Origin of the sequence: Streptosporangium sp. NPDC004379 (genome assembly GCF_042873875.1) — a bacterium.
Lineage (GTDB): Bacteria > Actinomycetota > Actinomycetes > Streptosporangiales > Streptosporangiaceae > Streptosporangium.
In genome coordinates this window covers 1-20,133 of the sequence record NZ_JBIAMC010000026.1, presented here as the reverse complement: position 1 = coordinate 20,133, position 20,133 = coordinate 1, and the positions used below count along the sequence as shown (strand labels likewise).

The window sequence follows — 20,133 nt, the reverse complement described above, 5'->3', positions numbered from 1 at the left end:
GCCCGCCCATGGCGGAAAGGAACCTTCCGCGATGGGCGGCACAATCGGGGGATGCTGGAAACCTCGGCGCGGCTGCTGCGCCTGCTCTCGCTGCTGCAGACCCCTCGTGACTGGACGGGCCCCCAGCTCGCCGAACGGCTCAAGGTGACCACCAGGACCATCCGCAACGACGTCGAGCGGCTGCGCGAGCTCGGCTACCCGGTGCACGCCACCCCCGGCGTCGCGGGCGGCTACCGTCTCGGCGCGGGCGCGCAGATGCCGCCGCTGCTCCTCGACGACGAGGAGGCCGTCGCGGTCGCCGTGGGACTGCGCACCGCCGCGACCGGCTCCATCTCCGGCATCGAGGAGATCTCGCTGCGGGCGCTGGCCAAGCTGGAGCAGGTGCTGCCGTCCCGGCTCCGCCACCGGGTCACCGCCCTGCACACCGCGACGGTGGCGGTCCCGGACCGCTCCCCCGCCAGCGTGGACGCCGCCGTGCTCAGCGCCATCGCGAGCGCCTGCCGGGACCACGAGCGGCTCCGCTTCGACTACCTCAACCACGACGGCGGCGAGAGCGTCCGGGAGGTGGAGCCGCACCGGCTCGTGCACACCAGGCGGCGGTGGTACCTCGCGGCGTGGGACACCGCGCGGCAGGACTGGCGCAGCTTCCGCGTCGACCGGATCCGGCTGCGCACCCCGAACGGCGGGCGGTTCGTCCCCCGTGAGGCGCCCGGCGGCGACGTCGCGGCCTACGTCACCCGGGGCGTGACCTCCGCGGTGATCCGGCAGCGGGCCACCGTACGGTTCCACGCGCCGGCCGAGGCGGTCGCCGAGCGGATCTGGCCCGACTGGGGGGAGCTGGAGGCGTCGGACGAGCGGAGCTGCCTGTTCCACGCCGGGGCCTCGTCCCTGGAGGCCCTGGCGATCCATCTCGGGATGACCGGCCTCGACTTCGAGGTCGTCGATCCGCCGGAGCTGGCCGCGCACCTGCGCGAGATCGGCGCCCGCTACATCCGCGCGGCGGAAGGCCGGCCCGGGGACGGCCGCACCGGCACGACGGGAACGGAGGATGCCGGCGGCCTCCTCGATGCTCAGCGCGACCGCACCGGCGCGGCGGGGACGGACGGGCGAACCGGCGATGAGTTTCCTCTCCGCGATCCGTCAGCACCGTCATGACAACTTTCGCATTCATTCACGGCGGCGGCGGAAGCGCCTTCGACTGGCATCTGCTCGAAGCCGAGCTTCGCGGCCGCGGGCATGACACGGTCGCGGTGGACCTGCCCATGTCCGATCCGCAGGCGGGACTGTGGGACTACGCGGACGCCGTCGTCCGGGCGGCCGGCGAGCGCCGGGACCTCGTCGTGGTGGCCCACTCGTGGGGCGGCTTCGTCGCCCCGCTCGTCTGCGCGCGCGCCGGGGCCGCCGCGCTCGTGCTGCTGACCGCGATGATCCCGAGTCCCGGTGAGACTCCGGAGGAGTGGTGGGAGCGCAGCGGTTACTCCTCGTCCGGCATCGACGACGAGTACGAGCTCTACATGCACGACGTTCCGCGCGAGCTGGCCGAGCGGGTGATGGCCCACGACGGAGCGCTCGCCGCGAACGTGAGCATGGACCGGGCGAGCCGCGAGCCCTGGCCGCTGGACGCCTGGCCGGACGTCCCGACGAGGTATCTGCTCTGCCGTGACGACCGCTGCTTCGTCCCCGGCTTCGTGCGCCGCCACGTGAAGGAACGGCTCGGCATCGTCCCCGACGAGATGCCCGGCGGCCACATGGCGATGCTGTCGCGGCCGGGTGAGCTGGCCGACCGCCTGGTCCGGATCCTGCCCTGACGATCCGCCGGATCCCCGGGCCGCGGGAGCCGCGTGACGCGGGCACGGGTGCGTCCCCCCGGCCCGGTCCCGGTGACCGCGCCCATCGCCGCCGGATTTTTCCCGGAGCCCCGTGTTTCCGGGCCGATGCGGAATCATCCTTTCCGCATCGGCCCGTAGCGTTCCTCCCGTCCCCCGAAAGACGGCTCTGGAGGAGCGATGACCACTCTCGACACCCGATCGGCCGAGGCACCGGAGGCCGCCGGGCCCACGCCGTACCGCTGGCGCTGGCCCGCGCTCTTCGTGATCCTCGCCGGGTCGGTGATGGAGCTCCTCGACGCGACCGTCACCAACATCGCCGGGCCGACGATGCGGGCCGACCTGGGCGGCGGCACCTCGATGATCCAGTGGCTCGGCGCGGCCTACACCCTCGCCATGACGGCCGGGCTGCTCACCGGCGGCCGGCTGGGCGACATCGTCGGGCGCAGGCGGATGTTCCTCATCGGCGCGACCGGGTTCGTCGTGGGCTCGCTGCTGTGCGCGGTGTCCTTCTCGCCGGAGACCGTCATCGCCGCCCGGATCGTCCAGGGGCTCTTCGGAGCCGCGATGGTCCCCCAGGGTCTCGGCATGATGCGGGAGATGTTCCCGCCCACGGAACTGCGTGCGGCCCTCGGCATGTTCGGCCCGGTCATGGGCCTTTCGGCGATCGGCGGGCCGGTCCTGGCGGGCTGGCTGGTCGACGCCGACCTCCTCGGCACCGGCTGGCGCATGATCTTCCTGATCAACCTGCCGATCGGGCTGGCCACCCTGGCCGCCGCACTGCGCTTCCTGCCCGCCTCCCGCCCGTCGCGGTCGCTCACCCTCGACCTGCCCGGCGACGCCCTGGCCTCCCTCGGCTCGCTGCTGGTCGTCTTCCCGCTGGTCCAGGGCCGTGAGTACGGCTGGCCGGCCTGGACGTTCGCGATGATGGCCGCCTCGGCGGCGGTGTTCACGCTGTTCGGCCGGTACGAGTCACGCCGCGCCGGCAGGGGCCGCGACCCGCTGGTCGCGCCCAGCCTGTTCCGCAAGCGCTCGTTCGTGGGCGGCATGTTCACCGGCACGGTCTACTTCGCGGCCTTCACCGGCTTCGGCCTGGTCTTCAACCTCTACACCCAGCTCGGCCTCGGCTACAGCCCGCTGAAGGCCGGCCTCGCCGGGATCCCGCTGTCCGCGGGCATGATCGTCGGCATGGGTCTGGTGCAGGCGCTCCGCGCGCACGGCCGCCGGTTGCTGCACACCGGAGCCCTGATCATGACGGCCGGGGTCGTCGCCCTCCTGCTGCTCCTGGGCGCGGAGGCGGGCCCCTGGCAGTTCGCCCCGGCGCTGCTCGTCACCGGTGTCGGCTCGGGTCTGATCATGGGCCCGTACTTCGAGATCGCGCTGGCCGGCGTCGAACCGCACGAGACGGGGTCGGCCTCCGGCACGCTCACCGCCCTGCAGCAGGTCGGCGCGGCGCTCGGTGTGGCGCTGCTCGGCACGGTCTTCTTCGGCGCGACGGGCGGCGACCCCACCGCCGCCGCCCGTCAGACGTTCTGGGTGGTCGCCGGGATGGTCGTCCTGACCTTCCTCGCCGGCTTCCTCCTCCCCCGCCGGGCCGGCGAGACCGCCGAGGCCGTCCACTGACCCGCCGCCGCGGGTACGGCCGGCGCCCAGGTGCAGGCCGTACCCGCGCGGGCGGGCTCGTCGGGGTGGTCAGATCTGGTTGAGACCGCCGTCGACGAACAGCTCGCTGCCCGTGACGAAGCTGCTCTGGTCCGAGGCGAGAAAGAGGGCGGCCGCCGCCGCCTCCTCGGGGCGGCCCATCCGGCCGAGGGGCACCGTGCTCGCGAGGAAGTCCTTGAGCTGCGCGGCCGACTCCTGATCGGAGGCCAGTCCGGCGATCCCGGGGGTGTCGATGGGACCGGGCACGAGGGTGTTCACCCTGATCCCACGGCCTCTGAGCTCGTTGGCCCAGGTCCGGGCGAGGGAGCGGACGGCGGCCTTGGAGGCGGCGTATACGCCGAAGGCCTCGGCGCCGCTGGTGGCGGCGGTCGAACCGGTGAAGATCACCGAGGCGTCGTCGTTGAGCAGCGGCAGCGCCTTCTGCACGGTGAACAGCGTCCCCTTGACGTTGCTGCCGAAGGTCTGGTCGAAGTGCCGCTCGGTGACCTGCTCCAATGGGGAGAACTCACCGCCCCCGGCGTTGGCGAACAGCACGTCGATGCGGCGGCCCTGCTCGGCGATGACGGCGTAGAGCCGGTCCAGGTCGGCGGGGTCGGAGACGTCTCCGCGGACGCCGGTGACGTTCGCGCCGATCTCGGCGACCGCCGCGTCGAGCGCCTCCTGGCGGCGGCCGGTGATGAACACGTACGCGCCCTCGGCCGCGAACCTGCGGGCGGAGGCCAGGCCGATCCCGCTGTTGGCCCCGGTGACGACCGCTGTCTTCCCGTCAAGCTGTCCCACGGTCTTCTCCTCTTCATGATCACTGGCTGAAGAAACAATTTTTGTTACAGCCAAGTCGGCGACTCGACCTTGAGCACGCCTCGACGGCGGCCTCCAGCCACTGAATAATGTAACCATAGCAGTTACATAAAGAAGGCCGGACACCCCCTTTCCAAGGTCAAAAATGTAATATCAGTGGTTACAGTCCGGGAGGGGAGGCAGATGAGCGCGAACAGCAGGATGAGCGTCCTGGTACACGTGCTGACGTGGATGGCCCTCGACCGGCGCGACAACCCGGAGGGCGCCACCTCACAGCGGATCGCCGGCAGCGTCAACACCAACCCCGTGGTGATCCGCCGCTGCCTGGGGGATCTCCGCAAGGCCGGCCTCGTCCAGGCCAGGCGCGGTGCGGGAGTCGGGTGGAGCCTCACACGCGAGCCCGAGGCGATCACCCTGCTGGACGTCTACGGCGCGATCGAGGACGAGACCCTGTTCGCGATGCACCACACCCCGCCGAACGCCTCCTGCCCCGTGGGTTTCGGCATCCGCCCGACCCTGCGCCGCGTCTACGGCCGGCTGGACGACGTGCTGCGGCAGGAGCTCGCCACCACCACGATCGCCGACGTGCTGCGCGACGTCCTGGCGGAGCAACGGTCCCCCTGACCGGACGTCTCCGGCGCCGGGCCGGTGCCACCGGCGCGGCGCCGGTCAGACCGGGCCGGTCAGACCGCGGCGGGCCAGACCGGAGCCGGTCAGATCGCGGCGCGTCAGATCGGGGCGGGGAGGTCGGCGAGGGCGGACAGGGCGTCGCGGTGGGTGCCGGGGGTGCCGAGCGCCGTCTCCGACGTCTTGGCCCGCTTGAGGTACAGGTGCAGCGGATGCTCCCAGGTCATCCCGGTGCCGCCGTGGAGCTGGACGCCCTCCTCGGCGACGCGCACCGCCACCTCCGAGCACCACGACTTGGCCACCGCCGTCGCGGCCCCGGCCTCCAGGGCGGCCTCGGTGCCCGGCACCGGGCGGGCGGCCAGCAGGTTCGCGGCGTTCCTGGCCGCCGCGCGGGCCCGCGCCACGTCCAGCCACAGGTCCGCCATCCGGTGCTTGATCGCCTGGAAGGATCCGATCGGCCGGGCGAACTGATGGCGCTCCCTGATGTGGGCGAGCGTCGTCTCAAGGCACCACTCGGCGACCCCGAGCTGTTCGGAGGCGAGCAGCCCGGCCCCGGACGCCAGCACCCGCCGCGCGTCGAAGGCCCCGACCCGCTCGCCGGGCGCGCCGGAGAGCGTGACGACGGCGATCGGCCGGGTCAGGTCCAGCGAGGGCACGACGTCGATCCGGGCGTCCCCCGCCCGCACCAGGTAGAGCGCCGTGCCGACCGGGACGAGCAGCACGTCGGCCGCGTCCGCCCCGGCCACCGCCCGGACCTCGCCGTCGAGCGTTCCGGCGTCGTTCAGCGTGACCGCCGACGGCAACGGCCGGTACGGCGAGGCCGCCAGCGACACGGCCAGCGCCGCCGTGGTCTCGCCCGCGGCCAGCTCGGCGAGCAGGTCGCGCCCGCCCGCGGAGAGCCCCTCCCCGGATCCCTCCGGAGTCTCCTCCGGGGACCGGGTCCCCTCCCGGGGTCCCGCCGGGGTTCCTTCCGAGGGTCCCGCCGCGGCCGCCTCCCGGAGCGCCGCCGGGGTCCCCGCCTGGACCAGGGCCTCGGTCGCGAGCACCGCGCTGGTCAGGAACGGCACCGGCGCCACGGCCCGTCCCAGCTCCTCCAGCACCACCGCGGCCTCGCGGGCCGACGCGCCGGCCCCGCCGTACTCCTCGGGCACCAGCAGGCCCGCCACCCCGATGTCCCGCGCCAGGGTCCTCCACAGGCCGGCGAGCTCCGCGTCGTACGGCGAGGCCGACTCGGCGCGCCTCAGCACGGCGTCGGGCCGGCAGCGGTCGGCCAGCAGGTCGCGGACGGAGGCGCGCAGCTCCTCCTCGACCTCGGTGTACAGCAGCGTCATCGGTTCCTCACCACTCCTCGCCCGCCGCGACGCCGCGCGGGCCGTACGGGCCGTTCATCGGGGCAGGTCCTTCCAGGGCACGTCCTTGTCCACGCGGGGCTCCGGCGGCAGGCCCAGCACGCGTTCGGCGACGATGTTGCGCAGGATCTCCGAGGTGCCGCCCTCGATCGAGTTGCCCTTGGCCCGCAGGTAGCGGTAGCCGGGGCCGCGGCCGAAGAAGTCGACGCTCTCGGAGCGGCGGAAGGTCCAGTCGTCGTACTCCAGGCCCTCCTCGCCGCGCAGTTCCACGTCCAGCGCGCTGAGCGCCTGGTTGAGGGAGGCGAACGAGAGCTTCATGGCCGAGCCCTCCGGGCCGGGCTGGCCCGCCGCGAGCTGTTCGCGCAGCCGCGCCCCGGCCAGCCGGGTGGCCTCCGCCTCCACCCACAGTGCGAGCAGCCGCCGGTGCAGGTCGTGGGTGCGCAGCTCGGGGCGGGACCGCCAGGTGTCGGCGACCAGGCCGATCATGCCGCCGCCCCGCCGTACCGGGCCGCCGCCGATCGCCACCCGCTCGTTCATGAGCGTGGTGGTCGCGACCCGCCAGCCGTCGCCGACGGCGCCGAGCCGCAGGGAGTCGGGGAGCCGCACACCGGTCAGGAAGACCTCGTTGAACTCCGCCTCGCCGGTGATCTGCCGCAGCGGCCTGACCTCGACGCCGGGGGCGTGCATGTCGCAGACGAAGTAGGTGAGCCCGCGGTGCTTCGGGACGTCGGGGTCGGTCCGGGCGACGAGGATCGCCCACCGGGAGTGGTGCGCCCCGGAGGTCCACACCTTCTGCCCGTCCACGACCCACTCGTCGCCGTCGCGGACCGCCCGCGTGGCGAGCGTCGCCAGGTCGGAGCCGGCGCCGGGTTCGCTGAACAGCTGGCACCAGATCTCCTCGCCCGTCCACAGCGGACGCAGGAACCGCTCCTGCTGCTCGCGGGTGCCGAACGCCAGGATCGTCGGCGCCGCCATGCCCAGTCCGATGGCCTGCGTGCCCGGGTCGGGCTGCGGGGTGCCGGCGAGCTCCCGATCGACGACGTTCTGCAGCTCCCGGGACGCACCGAGCCCGCCGAGCCCCTCGGGGAAGTGGACCCACGCCAGCCCGGCGTCGAACCGCGCCCGCAGGAACCGCGTGCGGTCCCCGGGGTCGTGCCCCCCGGCCAGGAACGCGACGGCGCGTTCCCTGACCGCCTCCTCGTCCATCGTCACGACGCTCCCTTCGCAGTCACGCGATCACTCGGCCATGCGATCGTCCGGCCCGTTCACGACGCCCCGGACGTACCGGCGGTCCGGGAGGTCCGGGTGCGTCCAGGGGCCCGGTCGCGTCCAAGAGGTCCTGGACGCGCCCGGACCGGGTCTCGGACCCGGAACCCCGGAATCCGGGCCCGGGGGTCCCGGAGCCCTGACCCTGCCCGGGGCGGCCCCGCGGTGACCCGGTGCCGGGGGGCGCCTCCGGCACCGGGTCAGTTCATGTGCTTCTTCAGCTCGCGGTAGGCCAGCGAGCGCTTGTGGACCTCGTCCGGGCCGTCGGCCAGGCGCAGCGACCGGGCGCCCGCCCACAGCCCGGCCAGCGGGAAGTCCTGGCTGACGCCGCCCGCGCCGTGGGCCTGGATGGCCTTGTCCAGGATCCACTCGACCTCGCGCGGGGTGGCGATCTTGATGACCTGGATCTCGGTGTGCGCGCCGCGGTTGCCGACGGTGTCCATCAGCCAGGCCGTCTTGAGCACCAGCAGGCGGAGCTGCTCGATCCTGACCCGCGACTCGGCGATCCAGTCCTGGACGACCCCCTGCTGGGCGATCGGCTTGCCGAACGCCGTACGCGACAGGGTCCGCCGGCACATCAGCTCGACCGCGCGCTCGGCCATCCCGATCAGCCTCATGCAGTGGTGGATGCGGCCCGGCCCGAGGCGGGCCTGGGCGATGGCGAAGCCGCCGCCCTCCTCGCCGATGAGGTTCTCCACCGGCACCCTGACGTCGGTGAAGTCGATCTCGGCGTGCCCGCCGTGGTCGGCGTCGGAGTAGCCGAACACGTGCATGCCACGCCTGATCTCAAGGCCCGGGGTGTCGCGCGGCACCAGGACCATCGACTGCTGCCGGTGGGTGTCGGCCTCCGGGTCGGTCTTGCCCATCACGATGAGGATCCGGCAGTTCGGGTTCATCGCGCCGGAGGCGAACCACTTGCGGCCGTTGATGACGTACTCGGAGCCGTCGCGGACGATGGACAGCGAGATGTTCGTGGCGTCGGAGGAGGCGGTGTCCGGCTCGGTCATGGCGAACGCCGACCGGATCTCCCCGCGCAGCAGCGGCTCCAGCCACTCCTCGCGCTGCCGCTCGTCGCCGAACATCGACAGCACTTCCATGTTGCCGGTGTCGGGGGCGGCGCAGTTGGTGGCGGTGGGGGCGATCCTCGGCGAGCGGCCCATGATCTCCGCCAGCGGGGCGTACTGGAGGTTGGTCAGGCCGGCGCCGTGCTCGCCGGGCAGGAACAGGTTCCACAGGCCGCGTTTGCGCGCCTCCTGCTTGAGGTCCTCCATCAGCGGCGGGCTCGACCACCCGCTCTCGGCGGCCTGTGCCTCGAACGCCTCCTCGGCGGGGTGGACGCACTCGTCCATGAAGGCGAGCAGCCTCTCCCGAAGCTCCTCGGTCCTGGCGTCGAACGCGAAATCCATGGCCCTCCTCACGGTCTCCCCGGAGCGTACCGACCGGACGGTATGACTGTCGACAGGGAACGCCGGGGTGTCGGCCGTCCGGTCGCCGGAGCGGCCGCCCGATCACGGGATCCCCTGGTCGCCGGAACGGTCCCCGGGCGCCGAAGTGGTCGCCCGGCAACCGCGCCGAGTGGACCTTCCGGGCCGTGTGCCGACGGCCGTAGGGTCGCCGCCATGACCGCGAAGATGCCCGACCCGCTCGTCCTCGATGGCCCCGCCGTACGGCTGGAGCCGCTGACCGCCGGCCACGTCCCGGATCTGTTCGTGGCGGGTGGCGGCGATGAGGAGGTGTGGCGCTGGCAGCATCCCACGCCACACGGGGAGGGGGAGCTCGCGATGATGGCGCAGCGGCTGATCGACGATCCCGGCTACGTGCCGTTCGCGGTGATCCGCCGGAGAACCGGCAGCCCGGTCGGCTGGACCTGTTACGCCGACGTCCCCGGCTTCGACTCCAGCATCGAGATCGGCTGGACCTGGTACGGCAGGGCCGTGTGGCGCACGGAGGTGAACACCGCCTGCAAGATCCTGCTGATCGACCACGCCTTCGACCACCTCGGCGTGAACCGCGTCATGCTCAAGACCGACATCCTCAACACCCGCTCGCAGGCCGCGATCCGGCGCATCGGCGGGGTCCACGAGGGCGTCCTGCGCCGCCACCGCCTCCGCCCGGACGGCACCTGGCGCGACACCGCCTACTTCGGCATCCTCGATGAGGAGTGGCCCGCCCACCGCGCCCGCCTGCTGGCACGCTGAGCCCCGGACCGCCCGAACCGGCGTGCGGGCCCGGGGTGGTTCATCGGCCTCTACCCGTCGATCCGGCCGAGTCCAACCGCCCACCCGTGCGCCATGGCTGCGGCCGCGGGCGGCGTGAGGAACGAAACGGCATACAGCACAACGAGGAGCCCGATCGCAACGGCCCGAGCGTGAGAACGCATTCGCAGGTGGTCACGGGGATGTGACCCCTTGTGGAGCGAAGGTCGGCTGCTCGGGACGCGGGCCGCCCTTGGGCCAGAAGCCGGAGCCCGGCTTGCGGGCCTCGCGGCGGATCCTCGACACCCCGAGTCTGCAGGTCGCCTCCTTGATAACCGCGGCCATGCGCCCCGCGACGTAGAGATTCACCGCGGTGTCGTCTTTGCGGGAGAGTTGTCGTATGCCGCCCCGGCGGCCGAGGCTGACGCACGACCCCGTGAAGGCCTGGTCGATCACCGCCGGTTCGGTTCCCGCGATGCGGCTCAGCACGGTGTTGGCGGCCTGTGCCCCGAGCGGTTGCGCGGCCTGGCAGCTCATCCGCAACGGCCGGCCCGAGGGCGCGGCGGCGTCGCCCGCCGCGATGACGCGGTCGTCGTCGAGGCTGGTCAGCGTCTCGTCGGTGAGCAGCCGGCCGAGCCGATCGGTGCGCAGCCCACTCGCGGCCGCGAGTTCCGGTACACCGAAACCGGCCGCCCAGATGGTGAGAGCGCTCGCACGCACCGCAGCACCGGCGAAGACGACCGCGTGCGGCCGGACCTCGGCCACCACCTCGGCCTCAAGCACGGCGACACCGTGCCGGGACAGCCACGTGGCCACGGATCGGCGAGCGGGAGCACTCAGTGACGGTGCGAGGGTCCGGCCGCACACCAGTGTGACCGTACGTCCTTGTTCGGCCAGTTCGGCGGCCGTCTCGATGCCGGTCAATCCGCCGCCGACCACGGTGATCGGAGCATCGAACGGCAATTTCCCCAGCTGAGCGCGCAGCCGCTGCGCGGATTCGAGTTCGGCGATGTCGAAGGCGAATTCGGCGGCGCCGGGAACCGATGACGGTATCGCCGCGGTACTGCCGACCGCGTAGATGACATGGTCGTAGTCCAGTGCGCGCCCTGACGCCAGCCGTACCGTGCGGGTGGCGGTGTCGATGCGGGTGGCGCTGTCGACGATCAACTGGACGCCCTCACCGAGCAGTGTGCCGTAGTCCACCGTGACCTCACCGGTTTCGGCCACGAACTGGTGCAGCCGGATTCGTTCGACGAACTCGGGGCGGGGATTGACCAGTGTGATGTCGATGTCGGCGCGCATCCGCAGATGGTTGGCCGCGACCGTTCCGGCGTAGCCGCCACCGATGACGACGACCTTGCTGGGTGTGTGGCGTTCGGATGTGGACATGACGAGGCCTTTCCTTCTCGACTTCAGCGGTTTGAGGCTTTGCGACCTGGCGGAGCCGGTCCTCCGTCACGAAGTGGCCGCCGCGGGGGCGATCACGTGTTCCGCCGCGGGTGCCCGACGACGACCCGCGTACCTGCCGGGGACGGTTTCCCGCGTGCTCGATGGTGTCCCGCTGGTTCGACAACGCGGCACTGTGGAATGTGAGGCGACGCGTCGACCTCACAGTTCGCCACGCTGTCTTGTCGAACCGGTGAGAGCGGACCCGAACCGAGGGAGTCGGTGCACGATGACCAGGACACCATGACCACCCCGTCCGAGCCGGGAGGCGGCCGGCTCGATCCGGGCCTGGCCGTGATCACGCGCGAGCGGCGCCAACTGATCAATCTCGCGTACCGGCTCCTCGGCTCCCTGGCCGACGCCGAGGATGTCGTCCAGGAGGCCTGCGCCCGCTGGTGCGCCATGTCCCGGCGGCAGCGGGACGCCATCGCATCCCCCGGCGCCTGGCTGACCACGGTCGTCGGCCGTCTCTGTCTCAACGTTCTCTCCTCGGCACGGGCCCGGCGCGAGACCTACGTGGGCGAGTGGATCCCCGAGCCGCTGCCCGGACCCGCGGAGTGGATCAGTGGGCGGCCGGACGGCATCGCCGTGGATCCGGCCGATCGGGTCACCCTGGACGAATCGGTCAACATGGCCTTCCTCGTCGTGCTCGAGTCGATGACCCCCGCCGAACGCGTCGCGTTCGTCCTGCACGATGTCTTCCGGTACTCCTTCGCCGAAGTGGCCGAGATCGTCGGCCGTACCCCGGGGGCCTGTCGCCAGCTGGCCTCCTCGGCCCGCCGCCGCATCCGTGCCACGCAGGCGCCCACGACTCCGGCGGCCCGGCAGGCCCGGATCGTCAGGGACTTCAAGCAGGCTTGGGAGGCCATGGACATCGACGCCCTCATCGCCCTGCTCGACCCCGACGCCACGGCGATCGCCGACGGCGGCGGCGTCGTCGGCGCCGTGCTCCGCCCGGTCGAAGGCGTTGAGCAGATCGTGCGTTCACTGCTCAGTCTTGATGGCAGGCTCCGCGGCCTGACGTTCCTGGAGAGTACGGTCAACGGCCGGCCCGGCCTGATCGCCCAGCAGGACGGCGTCACCGTGTCGGTGTACGCATTCGACATCGCAGGCGACCGGATCAAGCACATCTGGGCGGTACGTAACCCCGACAAGCTCCGGCCGTGGACGGTGGGACCGCGGCACCTCGAACGTGCCGTCGGTGACCCGGTGAGCGGACCGTCGCCCGCCCGACAGCCCTCCCCCCTGAACGCCGTTACCGAACGGGGATCCGCAGGTCGCGGAACGGGCCGATCTCGACCTTGAGGGCGCCGTCGGTGCCGGGCAGGGCGAAGAGGCTCCAGAACTCGCGGGTCTGGCCCGGTGCGAACTTCGCGGTGCCGATGCGGACGCCGGAGACGTCCGTGCATGCGCAGTAGGAGTCCACGCCGTCATCGGTGGGGACCTCCAGGCGGCCGGGCGGGTACCGGCGGCCGGCGGCGACGTCGGTCACGCGGACGTTGCTCGCGGCCCGGTACTTGTACGCCTCCCAGTCCTGGGCGCGGTGAAGGTCGGTGAACCAGATCTCGTCCGAACCCTCGTTGGTGATCTTGTAGGTGAGCAGGCCGAGGCCGCCGGGCAGTCGGCGGAGACCCGTGACCTCCACGGCGATGGGCCGGCCGCCCGCCTTGGCGGCGCCGGTCAGGCCGGTCTCGCCGGGAGACGTCGTGGCCACCGGTTCCCGGGTGGCGGGCCGGGGTTTGGGGAAGGTCACGGTGACGCGGCGGTTACGGCGCCTGCCCTCGTCGCTGTCGTTGTCGTACAGCGGGCGGCGCGAGCCGTACCCCTTGGCCTGAAAGCGGATCCCGTCCCGGGACAGCAGCGCCGACAGGGTGCGCCGCACCGCCTGGGCGCGGCGCAGTGACAGTGGGTCGTTGATGGCGTCGTCTCCGGAGGAGTCCGCGTGGCCCGCCACCGTCACCACCGTGGCGGGGGAGGCGTCGATGAGCTTGGCCGTGCGATCCATGATCGCCTTGGCATCGGAGGTGAGAGCGGCCTCGTTCACCGCGAACAGCACGTCGGAGGAGAGGTTGACCTGCAACTCCTTGCCGTCGTCGGCGGTCTCCTCTGATTCGTCCAGGGACTCGGACGTGAGGACGAGGCGGCGGACGACCGGCGTGACAGGCTCGGCGTCGGGGTCGGGAAAGTCGCCGGCCGGAGCCTCGTCACTGATGGGCACGTTGAGCATCGGCGGGCCCACGGGGGTGACGACGGTGGTCGTCGCGGGGTTGCCCGACGGTGCGGGCAGCACCGCGTAGACGGTGATCGATCGGCCGGGGCCGATGAAGCGGCCGAGGCCGTCGCGGTCCAGGTCGCTGCAGAGACACGGGGAGCCCGCCGGTTCGTACGGAAGGATCCAGGTGCGGGCCCGCGTGTCGAGGACGCCGATTCCGGAGGCCCACCTGATCGCGCCGAGGGGGCGGGTACGGTCGGCCATCTCGCCGGGCCAGGACAGGTGCCTGTCGGTGCCGGTGTTGGACAGGCGGATCTGGACGATGAGGTGCTTGCCCTTGACGCGGTTGAGGCCCACGACCTCGACCTTGAGGTTCTCGGTCATGGTGCTGCGGGTTGCGGCCAGGGCCGGTCGGACGGCTTGATCCGATGCCGCGGGCGTGGCGGGCGGAGCGCCGGTGGCCGGGGCACTCACCGTCGGCGCGGTGGCGGCGGGCGCGGGCTCCTTCATCGGCAGCACCCCGCACCCGGCCGTGGCGAGCGCGAGTACGGCGGCCAGGGCCAGGATCCGACGAGACGTGAGGCAGGATGCACCGGTTCCGGAACGAGCGAAGCCTGCGGCGACTCCTGCGGCCCGTGGTTTTCTTCGCATGAGAGACCCTTTTCAGATGACCTTGGGCAATACGTGCACACCGAGGACAAGATCGCCCATACCGGTTCCGGCAAGGTCGGGCCGCCCTTAAGAACGTACCATACGGTATAGTATGGAAACTGGTTCACAGCGATCGATCCACTGACCGAGGACTTCGGCCGAAACCTCTCTGGGTTCCGTCCTGAATCGAGGGATGACATGACCGACGTAGAGGTGCTCATCGTCGGAGGCGGACCGACCGGGCTGACGCTGGCCTGCGAACTGGCCCGGCGCGGCGTCACCTTCCGAGTGATCGACAAATCTCCCCAATTCCACCGCCAGTCCCGGGGTAAGGGCATACAGCCACGCAGTCTGGAGGTGTTCGACGATCTCGGTGTGGTCCGGGACTTCCTGGACGCGGGGACGTCCGAGATGCCGGCGCGGATTCACATGGACCGCCGGTTCGTCGCGGAGCTGCACCTCCTGGCCGATGTCCGCCCGCGGCCGGATGTGCCGTACCCGACGCTCGTCCTGCTGCCGCAGTGGCGCACCGAGCAGATACTCCGCGCCCGCCTGGCCGAGTTGGGCGGGCACGTGGAGCGCGGCCTGCGACTGACCGGCCTCGAACAGTCCGGCAGCCAGGTCGTCGCGCACCTCGCCACGGGCGAGGTGATCCACGCCTCCTACCTCGTGGGCTGCGACGGCGGCGGCAGCGCCGTGCGCGAAGCCGCCGGGATCGCCTTCCCCGGGCTGGTGTCGGAGACCGAGCACTACCTGCTCGGTGACGTGGAGGTGGACGGCCTGCCCCGCGACGGCTCCTATGTCTGGTACTCAGCGGATGAGTCCTCCGTCGGCCTCGCGCTGCTGCCCGGTACGCGGTCGTGGCAGTTCGGCCTCACCGTACGCCCCGGTGAGGAGGGTGCCGGCCAGGAGCCCTCACTCGAGCTTTTCCAGCGTCTGTTCGCGCAGCGCACCGGCCGGACGGATGTACGCCTGCACAATGCGACCTGGCTGTCGCGCTTCAGCTACAAGGTACGGCTCGCCGACCGCTACCGGTCCGGCCGCGTCTTCCTCGCCGGAGACGCCGCCCACGTCCACCCGATCGCGGGCGGTCTCGGCATGAACACCGGCATCCAGGACGCCTACAACCTGGGCTGGAAGCTGGCCCTCGCGGTACGCGGCCAAGCCTCCGACAGCCTGCTCGACACGTATGAGCGGGAGCGCCGCCCGGTGGCCGAATCCGTGCTCAGGACCAGCGGCACCGGCATGACCGCGCTGTTCTCCACCAGGCCTCTGATGACCTTCTTACGCGACCGGATCGTCCTGCCGCTGATGCGCAGCACCGCGGTGACCAAGGCGATCATCAGCAGGACCTCCCAGCTCAACGTGAACTACCGAGACTCCGAGCTGTCGGTCGGAGACAAGGGCAAGGTCCGCCCCGGCGACCGGGCGCCCGATTCGCCGTGCCGGCACCCGGTGACCGGCGAGCGGTCACGGCTGTTCGACCTCTTCCGCGGTCCTCACTTCACGCTGCTCCGGTTCGGCGCGGTGGTGCCGGGTCTGGCCGAGCGCCTGGACGCGCTCTGCGGCGACGACATCCGTGTCCACCATCTGGAGCCGGGGCCCCCGGGCAAGCGCTATGGCGCCGCCGAGGGCACGTTCGTCCTCGTCCGGCCGGACGGCTATGTGGCCCTCCGGACCCGGTCAGGCGACGCGGTGGTCGACTACCTGAGGACGTTCTCGGTCGCCTGAGACACAGAGCGCCATCGCCAACCTCATCGGCCATGAATACCCGACCGGGGCGCGCCGGGTCAGGGGCGGACGGATTCGGCACCGGCCGGGGCGGAGCCCAGCATGCCCGCCAGCACCTCCCCGACGCCCAGGCGCAGGTCGTCGAGGGTGGGTTCGGCTCCCGCGCCGGCGATGGCGTCGAAGATCACTCCTTCGCCGTAGGCGACCATCTGGCGGCCGTGCCGTACCGGGTCGGTGGACCCGGCCGCGGTGAGGACCGCGACGGCCAGCGTGCGGAAGCGAGCCCCCGCCGCGTCGTAGATCCTGCGCAGCTCGGGGCGGCGGGTGGCCTCCAGCGCCAGCTCGTAGCGGGCGACCGTACGGCGGCGGTCGACGGTGAGCTGCGCCCACAGGGCCTGCGCGGTCATCTCGGCGAGCGCCCCGGGGATGACCGGCCCGAGGCTCTCTTCGTGCCCCGACTCCGGCTCCGGCCCCCGGTCCGGCACCGGGCCCGGGGCGATGTGTCCGCCGGGCGGCGCATGTCCCGCGGTCCCGGGCCCCGGACCCGGGGCGACGGGTTCGACCCCGGTCGCGGCGCGTTCGGTGGCGCCGAGGAGCGGCTCGAAGACCGCGCCCTCGATCTCGGCCAGCCGCTCCAGGGCCAGCTCCAGCAGGGCCGAACGGGTCCGGGCGAGGTTGGAGGTCGAGCCGGGCGGCAGCCCGGCCTCCTCGTCGACCGCCCGGTGGGTCAGGCCGCGCATGCCCCGCTCGGCCAGCAGGGTGATGGCGGCCTCCGCGACGACCAGGGCGCGTTCCGACTTCATACGTCGAGACTACACCTGTAGTGAATCCGCGCTCACCTACCGTGAGTCCCGCGACCAGGTCATGAGCGTATCGGCGTCGGGCGCACCTCGCTCACGCCGCCGGAACCGGGGCCGGGGCCAGGGCCGCAGTCGGAGCCGGGGCCGGGGCCAGGGCCGGAGCCGGAACCGGAACCGGAGCCGGAGGACGGCGGGCCCCGGCACACCGTGGTGCGCCGAGGCCCGCCGCCGTCCCAGCCGATTCTCACCGTTCCTCAGGTCGGCCGTGACCGGCCGCCCCAGCCGGTCTCCCACCGTTCCTCAGGTCGGCCGCGATCAGCCTCCTGCCAGGCGGAGGATGTGCATGAGGAGACTGTCCAGGTCGCCCTGGTCGATGAACCGGGTCGTCCTGACCACCGCCTCGGCGGTGATGCCCTTCCCCGTCAACGGCGGCTCCAGCTCCGCCGGTTTGTAGTCCTGCCGGAGGTTCTGCCCCGACCCCGAGGGCCGTCCCAGGCCCGCCGGCGGCTGTCCTTCCGGATACAGCTTCCCGTTGCGGTAGACGCTGACGGACTTGGTCGGTTGCCTGCTCCCGGAGATGTCGTAGGTATGGCTGTCCCTGACGGGCGCGCGGCGCGCCTTGGGCGGGGACTGCCGTTGGACCGCCCGGCGACTGGTCGGCCGGTGGGCGGGCCGGTGCCGCGCGGCCTTGGCGGGGGCCCTGCTCACCCGCCTGCTCCGCGCCCTGGCCGCGGCCGCCTTGGCCCGCCTGGCCGCCGCCCGGCGCGCGGCCGCCGCCGCTCTCCTCTTGGCCGCCGCGGCGGCCGCCTTCCTGGCCTTCTCGGCCGCTCGTTTCTTCGCAGCCTGCGCGGCCTTCTTCCTGGCCAGCTGCGCGGCCTTCTTCCTCGCCGCCTCCAACGCCTTCTTCCTGGCCAGGGCGGCGGCCCGCCGCTTGGCCAGCGCGATGGCCGCCCGCCGGGCCGCCGCCTGAGCCGCCCGCCTGGCGGCCGCCTGGGCGAGCCTCCTGGCCAGTGCCCGCGCCGCGATCCTGGCCGCGATGCCGACGACGATCCAGACGAGTTGCCCGTCGGGGTCGCTCATCGTGACGGGACTGTTGTTGGCGTAGGCGTAGGCGTTGAGCTGTTGCGGGTCCTCCTCGTCGATGACGGGGTCGACGGACAGGAACCGGCCGTTCCTCGGGTCGTACTCGCGGGCGCCGAGCTCGACGAGCCCGGTCGACGTGTCGCGCACGCCTCCCACGAATCCCCGCTGGCCGGGCCACCACGCCGGTTGCGGGCCGCGGTCCTCGCCGAACGGGGTCGTCCGGCGGACGGCCACGTCCCCCGTGCCGCCGTTGACCGCCGCCTGCGCGGTGCCCTGGTGGTCGGACGCCAGGAAGTACACCCTGTTGTCCGGGGTCCGTACGGCGATCGTCTCGTCGCCGATGGTGTAGTAGCGGGTGCACTCGACGACGTCCTTGGCGATGTCGAGCCGCAGCTCCATGTCGTCGATGTAGAGCGTCGCGTCGGTGGGCGTCCTGCGGAGCAGCCGCTCACCGTCGGCGTCGTAGACGTACGAGGTGGTCCTGCCCGCCTCGGTCACCGATTCGAGGTTGCCCTCGGCGTCCCAGACCAGGGTCTGGTCGGCCGCCCCGACCTTGCGCCGGGTGGTGTTGCCGGTCTCGTCGTAGGCGAAGACGTCCGTTCCCGCCGTCAGCGCGGCGTGCGGCCGCGCCGCGCCCGCGGCGGGGTAGGTGTAGGAGCGGGCGGACTCCGTGCGCCCGCCGAACGCGTGCTGCGTCTCCTTCGTCCTGTTGCCGGTGGAGTCGTAGGCGTAGCTGGTCGCGTACGGCGCCGCACCGCCGATCACGTCCGCCCGCGGGCCGCCGCTCGCGCAGTCGTCGGTGGCCGTCCACGCCGAGGTCAGGCGGCGCAGGTGGTCGTAGGTGAAGCACTGGGTGTCCTTCGACCTGCCGCCGTCCATGTCAGCGATCTTGGTGATGTTCCCGGCCGGGTCGTAGGTGTAGTTGAGGTCCAGGTCGGGAGCCGAGGCCGACTCGCGGTCCAGCCGGGTCCGGGCCAGCCGCCGGGTGCCCTCGTCGTGGGTGTAGGTGAGCCAGCTCTTCTTCCCGCCGCTGTTCAGCTCGTACTGCAGGGTCTCGCCCAGCTTGGAGTAGCGGGTGGCCGTGACGTACGACGACAGACCGGTCACGGTGACCGGCTGGCTGAGCCCGTCGTAGGTGTAGACGACCGACTCCTCCGCCAGCCCGCCCGCGGCGGGGAAGCTGACGGACTGCACCTGGTCGTCGAGGGTGTAGCGGCTGTTCAGCACGTACGAACCGGCCAGTTTCCCTTCCCTGGCGGGCACGGTGACGGTCTGCCGCAGGGTGCGGTAGTCGGAGTCGATCGCGTTGATCTCCGCCTTGTACGCCTGGCCGCCGAGGTAGCGGACACTGGCGTTCAGGTGTCCCTTGGCCAGCGCGTCGTACTTCCACTCCGCGAGCAGCGGGCCGGTCGTGGAGCCCTCGTGCAGCTCGCGCTTGCGCCCCAGCTCGTCGTAGACGTACGCCAGGGTCTTCCCCCGGGCGTCGGTGGAGGTGACGACCTCGTCGGCGTCGTTGTAGGTGAACGTCGTGACGCCCTTGTCGGGGTCCTCGGTCCTGGTCTCCCTGCCGCGCAGGTCGTAGACGTGCTTCCACACGTTGCCCGCGTGGTCGGTCACGGTGAGCAGCCGGTCGGAGGCGTCGTAGGTGTACTTGGTCGACTCGTAGTCGCCGGTGGGCGTGGTTCCCTTGTACTGCCGCAGTTCGACGAGCCGGCCCTCGGTGTCGCCGATGCGGGTGACGGCGTGGCCTCCGGCGGGGGCGGTGATGTGCATCCGGTCGCCGTGGTGGGTGGCGGTGGCCCGCCACTTCTCCACGCCCTTGACCCGGAACGCCTGGGCGGCCACCTCTCCGGTGCCGTCGTAGGAGGTGGTGATCTGGCTGGGGACGGCCGTGTCGGTTACCCCCAGCAGCTCGGTGGACGGCTCTCCGGGGCTGAAGTAGCCGCCGTTGGACTTGGACACCTCGCCGAGCGAGTTGTGGAAGGTGTCGGTGACCGTGCGCCCGTCACGCAGCGCGGGATTCTGCGCCTGGTCGTCCCGGGGCGCCGGCTCCTGGGTCTGCCGGGGACGCAGCAACCCGTCGAGCAGCTCGTGGCTGACGGTGTAGCCGCCGTCCGCCCGCAGGGTCTTCGTGGTGACGACGCTGGGGCCGTCGTTGCGCATCAGGTAGGAGTACTCGGTGCTGGGCGACTGGCCTGCCGCCTTGCTGCGGCCGCCCTGCCACACCTTGACGAGGCGGCCGAGCGCGTCGTGCTCCATGTCGACGCGCCGGTTGTTGGCGTCGATCTCGGTGACGGCCTCGCCCCAGGCCGGTTCCATGAGGGTGCGTTCCACGTGGCCGAGCGGGTTGGTCTCGATGACCTCGGTCGCCGGGGCTCCCGAGGCCGGCGCGTAGTAGTGCTTTGTTAGGTGGTTAGGGCGGCCGTCTGCGGCAGGTCGGGCATCGGCCTGTCCAGGCTGCCAGCAGGGCCTGCAGCTCCTTGAGGA

Annotated in this window: 14 protein-coding genes and 1 pseudogene; 7 read left to right on the top strand and 8 right to left on the bottom strand. The window is 72.1% G+C overall.

The genetic code is table 11. The annotated features are described in order from the left end of the window. Nucleotides 1-51: 51 nt before the first annotated feature. The 3 genes and pseudogenes from ACFYSC_RS34880 to ACFYSC_RS34870 all read left to right on the top strand — a co-directional run. Nucleotides 52-1,005, top strand: a pseudogene (locus tag ACFYSC_RS34880) (helix-turn-helix transcriptional regulator); the annotation flags it as partial. A gap of 146 nt (nt 1,006-1,151) precedes the next feature. Next, on the top strand, nt 1,152-1,808 hold the full coding sequence (locus tag ACFYSC_RS34875) for an alpha/beta fold hydrolase (protein WP_389970040.1): 657 nt from the start codon (nt 1,152-1,154) through the stop codon (nt 1,806-1,808). 198 nt (nt 1,809-2,006) lie between these two features. After that, entirely contained in the window at nt 2,007-3,449 is a 1,443-nt protein-coding gene (locus tag ACFYSC_RS34870) for an MFS transporter (protein ID WP_389970038.1), read from the top strand. 69 nt (nt 3,450-3,518) lie between these two features. On the opposite strand, the gene ACFYSC_RS34865 is transcribed toward ACFYSC_RS34870, so the two are convergent. After that, a complete protein-coding gene (locus ACFYSC_RS34865; RefSeq protein WP_389970036.1) occupies nt 3,519-4,268 on the bottom strand; it encodes an SDR family oxidoreductase in 750 nt (249 codons plus the stop codon). 201 nt (nt 4,269-4,469) lie between these two features. On the opposite strand from ACFYSC_RS34865, the gene ACFYSC_RS34860 reads away from it, so the two are divergent. Beyond that, nucleotides 4,470-4,910, top strand: coding sequence for an Rrf2 family transcriptional regulator (locus ACFYSC_RS34860; RefSeq protein ID WP_389970034.1), 441 nt, complete (start codon nt 4,470-4,472; stop codon nt 4,908-4,910). 104 nt (nt 4,911-5,014) lie between these two features. Here the strand turns inward: ACFYSC_RS34860 and ACFYSC_RS34855 are convergent, their stop codons facing one another. The 3 genes from ACFYSC_RS34855 to ACFYSC_RS34845 all read right to left on the bottom strand — a co-directional run bounded on the left by ACFYSC_RS34855 (nt 5,015) and on the right by ACFYSC_RS34845 (nt 8,934). After that, entirely contained in the window at nt 5,015-6,244 is a 1,230-nt protein-coding gene (locus ACFYSC_RS34855; protein ID WP_389970032.1) for an acyl-CoA dehydrogenase family protein, read from the bottom strand. 54 nt (nt 6,245-6,298) lie between these two features. After that, nucleotides 6,299-7,468, bottom strand: coding sequence for an acyl-CoA dehydrogenase family protein (locus ACFYSC_RS34850; protein WP_389970186.1), 1,170 nt, complete (start codon nt 7,466-7,468; stop codon nt 6,299-6,301). Between the two features lie 260 nt (nt 7,469-7,728). Continuing rightward, the gene (locus ACFYSC_RS34845; RefSeq protein ID WP_389970031.1) at nt 7,729-8,934 is read right to left on the bottom strand and encodes an acyl-CoA dehydrogenase family protein; all 1,206 of its coding nucleotides are present in this window, start codon (nt 8,932-8,934) and stop codon (nt 7,729-7,731) included. Nucleotides 8,935-9,147: 213 nt separating this feature from the next. On the opposite strand from ACFYSC_RS34845, the gene ACFYSC_RS34840 reads away from it, so the two are divergent. After that, nucleotides 9,148-9,726, top strand: a complete 579-nt coding sequence (locus ACFYSC_RS34840; protein ID WP_389970029.1) for a GNAT family N-acetyltransferase — start codon at nt 9,148-9,150, stop codon at nt 9,724-9,726. Nucleotides 9,727-9,918: 192 nt separating this feature from the next. On the opposite strand, the gene ACFYSC_RS34835 is transcribed toward ACFYSC_RS34840, so the two are convergent. Continuing rightward, nucleotides 9,919-11,112 (bottom strand): NAD(P)/FAD-dependent oxidoreductase, encoded by a 1,194-nt coding sequence (locus ACFYSC_RS34835; RefSeq protein ID WP_389970027.1) that lies wholly within the window; start codon nt 11,110-11,112, stop codon nt 9,919-9,921. Between the two features lie 279 nt (nt 11,113-11,391). Here ACFYSC_RS34835 and sigJ point away from each other — a divergent pair, with 279 nt between their 5' ends. Continuing rightward, the gene (gene sigJ / locus ACFYSC_RS34830) at nt 11,392-12,474 is read left to right on the top strand and encodes an RNA polymerase sigma factor SigJ (protein ID WP_389970025.1); all 1,083 of its coding nucleotides are present in this window, start codon (nt 11,392-11,394) and stop codon (nt 12,472-12,474) included. Here sigJ and ACFYSC_RS34825 read toward each other — a convergent pair. After that, the gene (locus ACFYSC_RS34825; protein ID WP_389970024.1) at nt 12,425-13,765 is read right to left on the bottom strand and encodes an OmpA family protein; all 1,341 of its coding nucleotides are present in this window, start codon (nt 13,763-13,765) and stop codon (nt 12,425-12,427) included. The two genes, sigJ and ACFYSC_RS34825, sit on opposite strands and share 50 nt — an antisense overlap. A 465-nt stretch (nt 13,766-14,230) precedes the next feature. Between ACFYSC_RS34825 and ACFYSC_RS34820 the strand changes: the two genes are divergently transcribed. Then, nucleotides 14,231-15,763, top strand: coding sequence for an FAD-dependent monooxygenase (locus ACFYSC_RS34820; protein ID WP_389970022.1), 1,533 nt, complete (start codon nt 14,231-14,233; stop codon nt 15,761-15,763). 59 nt (nt 15,764-15,822) lie between these two features. Here the strand turns inward: ACFYSC_RS34820 and ACFYSC_RS34815 are convergent, their stop codons facing one another. Together ACFYSC_RS34815 and ACFYSC_RS34810 are read right to left on the bottom strand one after the other, a co-directional pair. Beyond that, entirely contained in the window at nt 15,823-16,566 is a 744-nt protein-coding gene (locus tag ACFYSC_RS34815) for a TetR/AcrR family transcriptional regulator (protein ID WP_389970020.1), read from the bottom strand. A gap of 312 nt (nt 16,567-16,878) precedes the next feature. Beyond that, the gene (locus tag ACFYSC_RS34810) at nt 16,879-19,980 is read right to left on the bottom strand and encodes an RHS repeat domain-containing protein (RefSeq protein WP_389970018.1); all 3,102 of its coding nucleotides are present in this window, start codon (nt 19,978-19,980) and stop codon (nt 16,879-16,881) included. Nucleotides 19,981-20,133 lie beyond the last annotated feature (153 nt).

Bases quoted from the DNA above. Each gene is read 5' to 3' on its own strand.
- ACFYSC_RS34875 (WP_389970040.1), top strand. From the start codon at position 1,152: ATGACAACTTTCGCATTCATTCACGGCGGCGGCGGAAGCGCCTTCGAC.
- ACFYSC_RS34870 (WP_389970038.1), top strand. From the start codon at position 2,007: ATGACCACTCTCGACACCCGATCGGCCGAGGCACCGGAGGCCGCCGGG.
- ACFYSC_RS34860 (WP_389970034.1), top strand. From the start codon at position 4,470: ATGAGCGCGAACAGCAGGATGAGCGTCCTGGTACACGTGCTGACGTGG.
- ACFYSC_RS34855 (WP_389970032.1), bottom strand. From the start codon at position 6,244: ATGACGCTGCTGTACACCGAGGTCGAGGAGGAGCTGCGCGCCTCCGTC.
- ACFYSC_RS34850 (WP_389970186.1), bottom strand. From the start codon at position 7,468: ATGGACGAGGAGGCGGTCAGGGAACGCGCCGTCGCGTTCCTGGCCGGG.
- ACFYSC_RS34845 (WP_389970031.1), bottom strand. From the start codon at position 8,934: ATGGATTTCGCGTTCGACGCCAGGACCGAGGAGCTTCGGGAGAGGCTG.
- ACFYSC_RS34840 (WP_389970029.1), top strand. From the start codon at position 9,148: ATGACCGCGAAGATGCCCGACCCGCTCGTCCTCGATGGCCCCGCCGTA.
- ACFYSC_RS34835 (WP_389970027.1), bottom strand. From the start codon at position 11,112: ATGTCCACATCCGAACGCCACACACCCAGCAAGGTCGTCGTCATCGGT.
- ACFYSC_RS34825 (WP_389970024.1), bottom strand. From the start codon at position 13,765: ATGACCGAGAACCTCAAGGTCGAGGTCGTGGGCCTCAACCGCGTCAAG.
- ACFYSC_RS34820 (WP_389970022.1), top strand. From the start codon at position 14,231: ATGACCGACGTAGAGGTGCTCATCGTCGGAGGCGGACCGACCGGGCTG.
- ACFYSC_RS34815 (WP_389970020.1), bottom strand. From the start codon at position 16,566: ATGAAGTCGGAACGCGCCCTGGTCGTCGCGGAGGCCGCCATCACCCTG.